10 protein-coding genes are annotated in these 12005 nt (G+C 70.3%); 6 read left to right on the forward strand and 4 right to left on the reverse strand.

Annotated features, from left to right (window positions below):
* Positions 1–56 precede the first annotated feature (56 nt).
* A complete protein-coding gene (locus OG266_RS02825) occupies positions 57–1028 on the reverse strand; it encodes a Clp protease N-terminal domain-containing protein (protein WP_371542346.1) in 972 nt (323 codons plus the stop codon).
* A gap of 68 nt (positions 1029–1096) precedes the next feature.
* Here OG266_RS02825 and OG266_RS02830 point away from each other — a divergent pair, with 68 nt between their 5' ends.
* Entirely contained in the window at positions 1097–1456 is a 360-nt protein-coding gene (locus tag OG266_RS02830; protein ID WP_266471454.1) for an excisionase, read from the forward strand.
* A gap of 69 nt (positions 1457–1525) precedes the next feature.
* Here the strand turns inward: OG266_RS02830 and OG266_RS02835 are convergent, their stop codons facing one another.
* Complete coding sequence (locus tag OG266_RS02835; protein ID WP_371542350.1) at positions 1526–2287, reverse strand: DeoR/GlpR family DNA-binding transcription regulator; 762 nt, start codon at positions 2285–2287, stop codon at positions 1526–1528.
* A gap of 89 nt (positions 2288–2376) precedes the next feature.
* On the opposite strand from OG266_RS02835, the gene OG266_RS02840 reads away from it, so the two are divergent.
* From OG266_RS02840 to OG266_RS02860, 5 genes are all read left to right on the forward strand, one after another.
* Positions 2377–3579 (forward strand): MFS transporter, encoded by a 1203-nt coding sequence (locus OG266_RS02840; RefSeq protein WP_371542353.1) that lies wholly within the window; start codon positions 2377–2379, stop codon positions 3577–3579.
* Between the two features lie 82 nt (positions 3580–3661).
* On the forward strand, positions 3662–4282 hold the full coding sequence (locus OG266_RS02845; protein ID WP_371542355.1) for an HAD-IA family hydrolase: 621 nt from the start codon (positions 3662–3664) through the stop codon (positions 4280–4282).
* 142 nt (positions 4283–4424) lie between these two features.
* Complete coding sequence (locus OG266_RS02850) at positions 4425–7703, forward strand: family 78 glycoside hydrolase catalytic domain (protein WP_371542358.1); 3279 nt, start codon at positions 4425–4427, stop codon at positions 7701–7703.
* A gap of 66 nt (positions 7704–7769) precedes the next feature.
* The gene (locus tag OG266_RS02855; RefSeq protein ID WP_371542361.1) at positions 7770–8981 is read left to right on the forward strand and encodes a 4-hydroxybenzoate 3-monooxygenase; all 1212 of its coding nucleotides are present in this window, start codon (positions 7770–7772) and stop codon (positions 8979–8981) included.
* A 178-nt stretch (positions 8982–9159) separates the two neighbouring features.
* Complete coding sequence (locus OG266_RS02860; protein WP_371542364.1) at positions 9160–10779, forward strand: serine/threonine protein kinase; 1620 nt, start codon at positions 9160–9162, stop codon at positions 10777–10779.
* 26 nt (positions 10780–10805) lie between these two features.
* On the opposite strand, the gene tgmB is transcribed toward OG266_RS02860, so the two are convergent.
* Both tgmB and tgmA read right to left on the reverse strand, forming a co-directional pair.
* The gene (gene tgmB / locus OG266_RS02865) at positions 10806–11762 is read right to left on the reverse strand and encodes an ATP-grasp ribosomal peptide maturase (RefSeq protein WP_371542367.1); all 957 of its coding nucleotides are present in this window, start codon (positions 11760–11762) and stop codon (positions 10806–10808) included.
* A gap of 15 nt (positions 11763–11777) precedes the next feature.
* Positions 11778–11969 carry a putative ATP-grasp-modified RiPP gene (gene tgmA / locus OG266_RS02870; RefSeq protein WP_266471469.1) on the reverse strand — a complete coding sequence of 64 codons (192 nt, stop codon included), beginning with the start codon at positions 11967–11969 and terminating at the stop codon, positions 11778–11780.
* Positions 11970–12005 lie beyond the last annotated feature (36 nt).

Raw genomic sequence — 12005 nt, forward strand, 5'->3', positions numbered from 1 at the left:
CACGCCCCCGTCCTCGCCTGCCCCACCGACGGGTTCCGGCCCGCTGATCCGCCGGTTCACCGGCGGAGCCGGGGCGCGAGGACCGTACGCACGACCTTGGCCACGCCGCTCGCGGCAGATCCATCCTCTTCTTCGGGTTCCGGTTCCAGGACGCTCTGGATCTGCAGCAGCAGCTGGTTGGTCGACCGCCAGAGCGGGACGAACATGCCGGCCACCGGTCCGACGCCCTGGATCGGGCCGTCGGACAGCTCGGTGACCTTCTTGGCGAGCGTGACCGTTGTCGGGTCCCGCAGGATCACGTGCACCTCATCGTCGACCAGCCGGATTTCCATCCTGCGTGCGGCGGCCTCCTCCGGGTTCGCGTCCGTGGTCGACTCCGGATCCAGTTCGTCGATCTTGGCGGCGACCGCCTCCGGGTCGACCCCGAGTTCGCGCAGAACCTTGGCGGCCATGCTGTTCTCCGTCCGCAGCATCGCCTCAAGCAGGTGATGGCTGCCGACCGGTGCGCCACCGGCCAGCGCGCTGGCGGCGGACACGGTGTCCTCGGTGGCGGATGTGCCGACCGGCCATGGGCCGACCGCGACGTCCTGCGATCCCTCCACTGACGCCAGCACCGCGGCACGGATCTTGCTGATCGGACTGATCCGATCGGCAAGCACCTTGGCGCCGACGCCCTCACCTTCCCTGACCAGGGCGAGCAGGATGTGTTCCGTACCGATGTAGGTGTGGTGCAGGTGCAGCGCCTCGCGCAGGGCGAGTTCCAGCGTCTTCTTCGCGCTCGGCGCGAACGGGATGTGGCCGCTCAGCTCCTGCGTGCCGGGCTCGACCAGCGCGGCGATGTCGACCTGCGCCGTCTCCTTGTCGTACCCGAGCCGGTGCAAAACCTTGGCCGCCATGCTGTCCGGCGCGTCGAGCAGCCCCAACAGGATGTGCTCCGTGCCGATGTAGTTGTGCTTGAGCAGCCTCGCCTCCTCCTGAGCCGTCACGACCACCTTGCGGGCTTCCACCGTGAACCTTTCAAAAGTCATGGCTCCAGGGTCTCAACCCTGTCAATACACTGCTATTGATAGGGTCACCGTGCTGAAGGGAGGGTGTGATGGAGACACCGTCGGACTGGGAGGACCGGCTCACGCGCTGGCAGAACGAGCTGGAGCTGTTCGAGCGGCTGGACGAGACGCCCTGGGTCACGCTGGCCAGGGCGGAAGCCGAGACGGGGGTTTCCCGCTCGGCCCTGCGGTCCTGGTACCGCAATGGCGAGATCCAGTCCCGGCTGGCGGACGGCCCGAACGGGCCGCAGCGCCTGGTCCAGCTGGACGCGGTGATCGAGCGCGCCGCCGCGTCACCGCGCATTCAACGCAGGGCGGAACGGGAAGTCAGCCTGGAAGCCCAGGTCACCCTGCTACGGCACCGGGTCGACCAGCTTGAGCTGCGGCTGGCCGCACTGGAACGGAAGTGACCGGCACGAGCAGCAGCGTGCCGGCAGCGCCCGCGGGGCACGATCACCTCGCCCTTCGGGACGGTCTTGTCATACGGCCTTGACGACGGTGCCGGTGCCTTCGAGCGCGGCGACCTCGTCGGCGGGTGCCGTGGCATCGGTGACGAGGGTGTGCAGGAGCGTGGCGGGGCCGACGTAGGCGTAGGCGGTGTGGCCGAGCTTGCTGCCGTCCGCGGCGACGATGATGCGGCGTGTGGAGGCGATGCCGGCCTTCTTCACGGCCGCGTCATCGAGGTCGTAGGCGGTCAGGCCGTCGGCTGCGCTCAGACCGCAGCAGCCCATGACGGCGGTGTCGAAGCGCAGTGCCGCCAGGGACGCGAGGGTGAGGGGGCCGGTGAGGGCTCCCTCGGCGGCCCGAGGCTGCCCGCCTGGAACCATCAGCGTGGCCGGGCCCGGGCCCTCGCCGAATACATGGATGGCCTGCAATGACAGGGGCATCACCGTGACCGGCCGCCGGCGCAGCAGGTGGGCGACCTCCAGGCATGTGGTGCCGCTGTCGAGGAGGACGGTCTCACCGTCGGCGATGAGCGAGGACACCTCCGCCGCGATGCGGCGCTTGGCGTCGACGGCCTCGTGAGCACGCAGCACGAAGGGCGGCTCCTCGCCCCTGAGCAGCAGGGTGCGCGCCCCGCCACGGACACGCTCGAGGACGCCTTGCGCCGCCAGCGTGTCGAGGTCGCGCCGGATGGTCATCTCGGAGGCGCCGGTCAGTTCGGCGAGTTCCTGGACCGTGATCCTTCCCGACTCCCTGACGGCCTGCGCGATCATCCCGTGCCGGTCTGCGTTGCTCATACCGCGATTGAACACCACACGAAACGAACATTCAATGTGTGCGAAGTGACAGTATTCAACCGCCCAGGATGTTCGTTACGGTGGCTGTCATGAATGATTCGCTTCGAGCCGCCCGAGCAGCGACCTTTGTCTACTTCACCCTCTGCGGCACTCTGATGGGCACCTGGGTGGTGAACATCCCCGCTGTCGAGGAGCGCGTGGGCATCAGTCACGCGACGCTCGGGGGACTGCTGGTGCTCCTTGGACTGGGGGCCTTCATCGGTATGCAGGTGGCCGGGCGTCTCACCGACGGTCTCGGGGCGCGCATAGTCGTCCCCGCCACCGGCGTGCTGTCCAGCGTGGCCCTGGTGCTGCCCGGTCTTCCCCGGGAGCCGTGGACGCTGGCAGGTGCCCTGCTGGTCTTCGGATTCTGCAACGGCTGCCTGGACGTGAGCATGAACGCCCACGCCGTGCACGTGGAGAAGGCGTACGGCCGGCCCGTCATGTCGGCCTTCCACGCCACGTTCTCGGTCGGCGGTGTCCTCGCCGCGCTGGTCGGAGCGGCTACGGCGAGCGCCGGACTGAGCCCCGCCATAGGTATGAGCGCCATGGGAGCCCTGGGCATCGTGATCGCCCTGGTGTCGGCACGCGCCCTGCTGCCGGCCGCACCCGCCGCTGTCGACACCAATTCCGAGCGGGAGGCCGAGCAAGCCCCGGCCGCCAAGCGCAGCAGCACCAGCAGGCGCATCTGGATGCTCGCCACCCTGGCGCTGATGGTCATGCTGTGCGAGGGAGCCGCCAACGACTGGAGCGCGCTGCACCTGAAGGACGTCCTCGGCGCACCCGCGAGCACTGCCGCCTTCGCGTACGGCACCTTCGCGGCGACCATGACCATCGGCCGGCTGCTCGCCGACCGCCTCGTCGCCCGGTTCGGGTCCATGGCGATCCTGCGCTACGGCGCGGCGACCGCTGCCGTCGGCATCACGATCGTGACCGTCTCCCCCTGGATCTGGGCCGCGTTCGCGGGGTGGGCGCTGTTCGGTCTGGGGCTGTCGGGCTGTGTCCCGCAGTTGTTCAGCGCGGCCGGGCATGCCGACCCCTCCGCCGCGGGCGCCAATGTCTCCCGCGTCGCCGGGCTCGGCTACGTCGGCATGCTCGCCGGCCCCGCTGTCATCGGCTGGCTGACCCACCTCGTCGCCCTCAACCACGCCTTCGTACTGCTGATCCTGCTGTGTGCGATCACCGCTGTGGCCGCCCGGATCCTGCGCACCGGATCCGACCGCACGCTCGAGATGGCACACGGCAGCCACTGAGCGCCTGTGCGGCACGGCTCACTCCGTGCCGCACAGGCTTCCCCTCCCGCCCCGGCCGCCAGAACCCGGAGGAACCCTCACCATGTCCAGCGACCGACGCATCGTGCTGTTCGACCTCTTCGGGGTCATCGCCCGCCACCAACGCCCGGGCGCCCTGGAGAAGATGGCCGCCCGCTGCCACGCACCCACCGAAGCCTTCACCACGGCGTACTGGGCCTGCCGCCCGCCGTACGACGCCGGCAGGCAGTCCGCGTCCGAGTACTGGACCGCCGTACTGCGATGGCTGTCCCGGCCCGTCGACGCCAACACGATCGAGGAACTGCGCCTCACCGACATCGACAGTTGGTCACGCGTCGACGGCCGGATGGTCGCCTACGCACAGTCCCTCCGCCGCGTCGCCGAGGTCGCCCTGCTGTCCAACATCCCCTCGGACCACGCGGACGCCTTCCTCGCCGCGCAGCCCTGGCTGCACAATCTGGACCACATCGCCTTCTCCGGGAAGATCAAAGCGGCGAAGCCGGACCCGGCAGCCTTCCATCACTGCGTCGTCGCCATGCGGGCCGCCCCGACCGACTTCCTCTTCGTCGACGACCGCGAGGAGAACGTCCGCGCCGCGCAGGCCACCGGTATGAACGGGCACGTCTTCACCGACCGCGACGAGCTGGCAGCCGTCATCGACACCTGGTTGCCGACAGGCCGCTGAAGCCGAGGTCGCGGCCCGCCGGGCGTTGCAGCGGCGACCCTCCCGTTCATGAGTTGCCTGCACACCTCTTGAGGCCCAACAGTCGCTCCTCATAGGATCGTTGAGATCTGAATGAAACGTTTCAATCACTGAGGGGCGACACATGGCCAAGGGTTGGAACCGCCGCGTCTTCCTGCGCGGCTCCGTCGCCGGAGCAGGCACCTCCATCGCGCTCGGGTCCGGCGGCGGCACCGCGTCCGCGTCGCCGGAGGCAGGCGCCGGCGTCCCGCTCGAGGACGGGCTGCGCATAGCGCGTACGACCGTCGAGTACGCCGACACGCTTCTCGGCACCGAGGTCGAACACCCCCGACTCACCTGGGAGTTGACCGCCCGCGGACGAGGCGCCCGGCAGTCCGCGTACCGGGTGAGAGTGGCGCTCACCGAGAAGGACCTGGTCCGGGGGCGACACCTGGTCTGGGACTCGGGCCGGGTCGAGTCGGACCGAACTGTCGGCATCGTCTACGCGGGTCCCGCGCTGCGGCCCCGTACCCGCTACCACTGGCAGGTCAGGGTCTGGGACAGCGAGGGCCGCCCGTCCGCGTGGAGTGCGCCGCGCTGGTGGGAGACAACGTTGCCAAAGGACGCGTGGGAGGGGTTCTGGATCGGTGCCGCAGCCGCGCCCGAGCCGCCGGGCTTCGAGGGGGCGTCCTGGATCTGGTCGCCCGGCTCGACCGCCAACTCGGCTCCCGCCGGGCCCCGTTGGTTCCGAGGGGCGGTCACCCTCCCCGCGGGCGCGGAGATCCGCAAGGCGACCCTGGTGGCCACGGCCGACGACGACTTCACCCTGTACCTCGACGGGCAGCAGGTGCTGCACCAGCCCGAGCAGACTGACGCCTGGCGCACCGGACATCTCGCCGATGTCACCGAGCAGGTGCGCGGGGCGATCGGCGGCCGGATCGTGGTCGCCGCACTGGCGACCAACCGCGGCAGCGCGTCCGTCAATCCGGGCGGGCTCCTCGTGCGTCTGATCGTCGAGACCGCCTCCGGCGGCACGGTCGAGCTGGTCACGGGAGCGGGATGGCGTTCCGCCGAGAGTGAGCAACAGGGCTGGCAGCAGCCCGACTTCGAGGACGCCGACTGGCTCGATGCGGTCGTGCTCGCGCCCTACGGGCAGGGTCCCTGGGGCGGCGGAGTGTCGATCGCGGTGCCCGAGCAGCCCGCTCCCCTGCTGCGGCGCGAGTTCACCGTCCCGCGGGAGGTGGTGCGCGCCCGGCTCCACATCAGCGGGCTCGCGTACTACGACGCCGAGATCAACGGTGTACGCATCGGGCGGCAGGTGCTCGATCCAGGTTTCACGGACTACGACGAGACGGTGCTGTACGCGGTGCACGACGTGACGGACCGGGTCCGGCGGGGCGTGAACGCGATCGGGGTGACGCTCGGTCGCGGCTTCTTCGGCATGACCACACCCAATGTGTGGAACTGGCACCAACCGCCCTGGCACGACGAACCGCGCCTGCTGGCCCAGTTGGAGGTCGACCATCCGGACGGCTCACGCACCCTCGTCGCGACGGACGGGCAATGGCGGATCACCGAGGGGCCGACCCGCTCCAACTCCTTGTACGCCGGGGAGAGTTACGACGCACGCAAGGCACCCGCGGGCTGGACGCGCCCCGGGTTCGACGACCGCGGCTGGCAGGAGGCACAGCGGCAGGCCGCGCCGCGGGGGACCCTGCGCGCCCAGGCGCACGATCCGATCGAGGTCATCGAGACCGTACGCCCGGTCGCCATCAGCGAGTTGAGCGAGGGTGTGTACGTCGTCGACATGGGCCGGACCCTGGCCGGCTGGTCGAGGCTGACCGTGCGGGCCGAGGCCGGGACCACGGTTCGCCTGATACACGGCGAGAAGCTGAAGTCCGACGGCAGCGTGTCCGCGGAGACCGGGCATGTGCCGGGCCGGTTCCAGACGGACGAGTACGTGTGCGCGGGCGGTGGTGCCGACGAGGTGTGGGAGCCCAAGTTCTCGTACAAGGGCTTCCGTTATGTGCAGATCAGTGGACTGTCCGAGAAGCCCGACCCCTCCCAGGTGCTGGGCCGCGTCGTGCATACGCGGGTGGCGGCGACAAGCGCGTTCGCCTGTTCCGAGCCGTTCTACGAGCAGTTGGAGCGGGCGATGCGGCGCACCCTCCTCAACAATCTGCACGGCATCCCGACGGACACGCCGATGTACGAGAAGAACGGCTGGACCGGTGACGCCCAGTTGGGTGCGCCCGTCATGGCGTACGCGTTCGGGGTGCACCGCTTCCTGTCGAAGTGGCTCGGCGACCTGAGGGACAGTCAGAACACCGATGGGCAGCTGCCGGTGATCGTGCCGAGCGGCGGCTGGGGCTACGGCGACCTCGGCCCGTCCCCCGAGTGGACGACCGTATACCCCTTCCTCGTACGCGAGATGTACCGCGTGTACGGCGACGAGCGGCTGGCCCGGGACCACTGGGCGCCGCTCACCCGCTACCTGGACTGGGAGATCTCACGTCTCAGGGACGGGCTCGCGGTGACCGCTCTCGGCGACTATCTGCCGCCGGGCTACGGCGGCAACCCGCCGGAGGACACCCGGCTGACAGCGACCGCGTATCTGCATCGCGCACTGACCGGGACGGCGGAACTCGCCGACCTCCTGGACGACAGCGAGATCGCGACGCGCTACCGCGAGGTCGCGGGCGGCCTCAAGGAGGCGTTCAACGCGGCGTTCCTCGGCCCTGACGGGCACTACCGCACCGCGAAGGACCCCGATTACCGCCAGACGAACAACTGCGTTCCGCTCGCCTTCGGACTGGTCCCGCCGGGCGCACGCGCGAGCGTCGTCGACTCGCTCCTCGCCGATATCGCCCAGCGCGGCAACCATCTCAACACCGGGGCGCTGGGCACGAGCGTGCTGCTGCGCGAACTGTCCGCGCAGGGGCACCCCGAAGTGGCGCACGCGATCGCCACCCAGCGCTCGTACCCGAGTTGGGGGTACTGGTTCGACCACGGCGCCGACACCATGTGGGAGATGTGGCCCCTCGACTCCCGCTCCCGGGACCACTACTTCCAGGGCACCGTCGTGCAGTGGCTCTACGAGAGCGTGGCAGGGCTGCGTCCCGGCGACGCGGGCTACCGCACCTTCACGGTCCGTCCGGACGGCCGCACGGGCGTGAACTGGGCCCGCACGTCGGTGCACACGGTGCGCGGGGAGGCGGCAGCCGCGTGGTCCCTCGTCGACGGGACGACCCGGCTGTCGGTACGGGTGCCGGTCGGGGCGACGGCCGAGGTGCATGTACCGGCGGCCGCCCGCTCGGCCGTGACGGCTCCGGGCGGGGCGGTGTTTCTCCGTTCGGACCGGGGATTCATCGTGTACCAAGTGCCGCATGGGGGCTGGGAGTTCGTGGCGCGGGCCGACGGGTAGAGCATGGTCGGGCGGTCGCCCCTGCTGCCGTGTCCGGCGCTGACGGAGCACCGTCATAATGTTCGGGTGACCTCCCCCACCCCCACCCCTGTGCAGCGCGTCCCCGTCGTCATCGTCGGCGCGGGACCGGCCGGTCTCACCATCGGCAACATCCTGCGGGCCGCCTCCGTCGACTGCGTGGTCCTGGAGACCGAGAGCCGCGAGTTCATCGAACAGCGGCCCCGGGCGGGGTTCATCGAGGAGTGGGCGGTGCGCGCGCTGCGGGAGCGGGGTCTTGCCGACCGGCTCGTGGAGCGCGCGCAGGCGCACAGCGAGTGCGAGTTCCGGACCGGCGGCGAGCGCCACCGGTTCCGGTACGCCGAGCTGACCGGGGACCGGCACTTCGTCTATCCGCAGCCGCTGCTGGTCACCGACCTGGTGCGCGAGTACGCGGACGTTCGGGGCGGCGACATCCGTTTCGGCGTACGCGATGTGGCGCTCCACGGCATCGACGGGGACCGGCCCTCGGTGCTGTACACGGACCCCGCGACGGGCGAGCGTCGCCGTATCGACTGCGAGATCATCGCGGGCTGCGACGGCGCGCGCGGCGTGACGCGCACCTATGTCACCCCGGATCAGGGCACCGTCGCCCGGTACGACTACGGGGTGGGCTGGCTGGCGCTCCTCGCCGAGGCGCCGCCGTCCTCCGACTGCGTCGTCTTCGGTGTCAACCCGCGCGGATTCGCCGCCCATATGGCCCGGAGCCCTCAGGTCACCCGGTACTACCTGGAGGTCGCGCCCGGCGAGGACCCGGAGAACTGGCCGCACGAGCGCGTGTGGTCGGAACTCCACGCCCGCCTCGCGGTGAATGGCGCCCCGCCGCTCACCGAGGGCCCGCTGATCGAGAAGCGGGTGCTCGACATGCACAGCTACGTCGTGGAGCCGATGACGTACGGGCGGCTGTTCCTGGCGGGCGATTCCGCCCACCTCGTGGCGCCGATAGCGGCGAAGGGCATGAACCTCGCGCTGCACGACGCCCTGCTCCTGGCCGACGGGCTGATCGCTTACTACGGGACGGGCGACGGCAGTGCATTGCGCGGTTACTCGGCGGCCTGCCTCGCGCGTGTCTGGGAGTACCAGGAGTTCTCGCGGTGGTTCGCGGAGTTGCTGCACGGGCCGTCGTCGGGCGAACCCTTCCGGGCCGGATCCGCGGGTGCCCGGCTGCGGCGGATCCTCGGATCGCCCGCCGCGGCGGCCGCTTTCGCCGACTCCTACATAGGCCGGAACATCGTGGGGTGAGCGCGGCCGCATGGACGAAGAGACCGTGCGACGAGACCGGCGGCACGGGCGGAAACACCGTGCAGTGAGCCCTGCGCGAAAAAAGCGTGTGCCCGATCCGTCTTCCTTTGAACACTCAACGTCACATCCTCCGTACTTCCGGGAAAGGTGAGAGCCCGGTGCGCAGCGAGGGATGAGCATGGTCAAGGTGCAAGACCCCACGGACGAGTTGGTCGCCGGAAGATACCGCCTCCTGGAGGTCGTCCACCGGGAAGAGGGCCGCGTCGGCTGGCACGGCCAGGACGTCGAGTTCGAGCGTCCGGTCACCTTGACCAGGTCGCGGCTCCCGGACCATCTGCGCGAGCAGGCGGAGCACCGTACCGCTGCCCGGATCCTGCGCGAGTCCGAGCGCATGGGACTGATCTGCCCCGGCAAGGTGTCCACCGTCGTCGACGTGATCGAGGACAACGATTTCCTCTGGACGGTCACGGAGCGGTCCCCCGGTGTCCCGCTGAGCGCGCTCCTCGGCAACGGTCCCGTGAACTACATCCGGACGGCCCGCATCGGGCTCGGTCTCCTCGATGTCATCGCCGCGGCTCATCGCCACGGGCAGACACACGGCGATCTCAGCCCGGGGCAGATCTGCGTGGACGATCAGGGCTCGGTCACGGTGAGCGGCTTCGGCCTGATGGGGGCCACCTCCTCGGCACGTGTGACCGCGCCGTCGTACGCGTCCCCGGAGCAGGCGCGCGGCGAGAGCACCGGACCGGCGGCGGACCTGTGGGCGCTCGGCGCGATGATGTACGCGATGGTCGAGGGGCGGCCGCCCATCCGGGACCGTGGACGGCTCGATGCCACGCTCCGCGCCGTGGACCGGCTGCCCATCCGGCAGCCGGCGAAGGCGGGCCCGCTCAGCCCCGCCATTCTGGGACTCCTGCGCAGGGACCCGCTCGAGCGGGTGCCCGAGCCGGTCGTACGCGAGGCGCTGACGCGCATCCTCAAGCAGGAACTCGACGACTCGACGCCCACTGCGCAACTGCCCGTCTTCCGGGACAGTTACAGCGCCGCACGGCGGTCGGGGCGGACCTTCGGCGGACGCACTGTCGGCCGGCCGGTTCTGGTGGGTGGGGCGCTGGTCGTCACCGTCGTCTGCTTCGCCGTACTCACCGCGGCCGGCGGGCTGCCCGACGGGGACACCTCCGCGTCCGGCTCAGCACCTTCGCCGACCGCTTCCGGGTCCCCGCCGGCCGCCTCCGGCAGCCCGTCCGCGACGCCCACCGACACGGGCACCGCCTCCGGGCAGCCACCGGCGACCCCGACCCCGGCGTCTTCCTCACCCACCGTCGAAGAGACACCGTCGGCCACCTTCTCCACCTACAACGCGCCCGAGGGCTTCTCCATCGACCTGCCCGAGGGCTGGAAACCCCTGCGGACCAACGGGACCTCCGCCGACCTCTCCTACCGCGTCACCTTCGGCGCGAGCGGGGATCCGCGCACACTGGCCGTCACCTACAGCACGCGGCTCGGCCCCGACCCCGTCGAGATCTGGGCGGCGCTGGAGCCATCACTGCGGAGCGAGTCCACCGACTACGAGCGGGTGGGTGACATCCGCGCCGTGGACTATCGCGGCTTCAAGGGCGCCGACATGGAGTGGATCTCCGTGTCCGACGGGGTCCGTGAACGCACGCTGGGCCGGGGTTTCCTCATCGGCGACAGCCGGGGCTTCTCCCTGCGCTGGACGACCCCGGCCGACGATTGGAACGACTCCGCCAACCAGGAGGCGCTGGACGTCTTCTTCCAGTCCTTCCAGCCGGAGTGATCCGGTGAGCTGCCGCAGGGCGTGACTCATCTCCGCCCTGCGGGGACACGGCCATCGGGTCTTCGCTGCGCCAGCCACAGGGCGACCGCTTCGGCGATGGGCTGGCCCGTCTCCAGTTCGACGAAGCCGAACTGGCCGCCCTGGTTGCCCTCCAGGAACCACCAGACGCCCTCCTTGTCCTCCGCGAAGTCGAAGGCGGCGTACGCCAGTCCGGTGAAGGTCAGGTACTCGTGGACGGAGCGGGCGATACGGCCGGGCACGTCGATGGGCTCCCAGGTGTGTCCGGTGTCGCCGAAACGCCCGTCGACCTGCTCGGGCTCGGCGGTCTTGCGGGCGGCGAACAGGCGCGAGCCGATGGCGGTGAGCCGGATGTCGGCGCACTTGGGAATGTACTGCTGGAGCAACGCGGGGCCGACCGCGACGCCGGAGAAGTCCGTGTCGGGTCCGATGAGCGTGGTGGGCAGGGCCACCGGGGGCTCGCCCGGCGGTGGCCCCGAGGCCGACTTCACGACCACGTCGCGGTACTCCTCGACGAACTGCTTGGCGACCCGTGGAGCAGTCGTGATGACGGTGGGCGGCACCGCGAAGCCGCTGCTGTGCGCGACCCGCAGCTGCCAGGGCTTGTGCCGGGCCTGCTCGGCGCTGCGCGGGTGGTTCATCCAGCGGGTCGCGGCGGAGTACAGCATTCCGAACAGGGCCTGCCGGGTCTCGGCGGTGAGCCACGGCGAGGGATCGGCGGCGTGCGCCGCCGGTTCGCCCGGCCTGCGCACCCACACGGAGCGCAGGCCGCCCATGCTGAGCACATGGCCGTTGACCGACAGATAGCCGTCGAAGTCGCCATGGGCGTAGTCGGCGGACAGCACGGCCTTGCCGGGCACGTCGGCGGGGTCCAGGCGCACCATGGGCACGCCCTGTTGATGCAGTTTGGCCACCACCATGTCGGCGGTGACGTCCTGCTCGGCTGTGAGAATGAGTACCGTCATGCGCGCGAGCTGCCGTCAGTCGTCGAAGTGCGTCTGGGAGCCGGCCGTGGACGTCGTGGTTCCGGAGGCCAGGAGGAGCGCACGATCACTGACGGCCGGTCGGCCGTCGGGCAGCACGTTCAGTTGGAGTGAGACGTCGAATTGGTACGCGGCTGTCACGGCCGACTGCCCTGTGGGCAAGGCGTAGTTGAGAGTGAACGGTCGCACGAAAGATCCTCCTGCGGTCTCACGATGCTCTACGCC

Source organism: Streptomyces sp. NBC_00554 (genome assembly GCF_041431135.1).
Lineage (GTDB): Bacteria > Actinomycetota > Actinomycetes > Streptomycetales > Streptomycetaceae > Streptomyces.

Coding starts and splice junctions, on each gene's coding strand:
- OG266_RS02825 (WP_371542346.1), bottom strand. CDS start 1,028: ATGACTTTTGAAAGGTTCACGGTGGAAGCCCGCAAGGTGGTCGTGACG.
- OG266_RS02830 (WP_266471454.1), top strand. CDS start 1,097: ATGGAGACACCGTCGGACTGGGAGGACCGGCTCACGCGCTGGCAGAAC.
- OG266_RS02835 (WP_371542350.1), bottom strand. CDS start 2,287: ATGAGCAACGCAGACCGGCACGGGATGATCGCGCAGGCCGTCAGGGAG.
- OG266_RS02840 (WP_371542353.1), top strand. CDS start 2,377: ATGAATGATTCGCTTCGAGCCGCCCGAGCAGCGACCTTTGTCTACTTC.
- OG266_RS02845 (WP_371542355.1), top strand. CDS start 3,662: ATGTCCAGCGACCGACGCATCGTGCTGTTCGACCTCTTCGGGGTCATC.
- OG266_RS02850 (WP_371542358.1), top strand. CDS start 4,425: ATGGCCAAGGGTTGGAACCGCCGCGTCTTCCTGCGCGGCTCCGTCGCC.
- OG266_RS02860 (WP_371542364.1), top strand. CDS start 9,160: ATGGTCAAGGTGCAAGACCCCACGGACGAGTTGGTCGCCGGAAGATAC.
- tgmB (WP_371542367.1), bottom strand. CDS start 11,762: ATGACGGTACTCATTCTCACAGCCGAGCAGGACGTCACCGCCGACATG.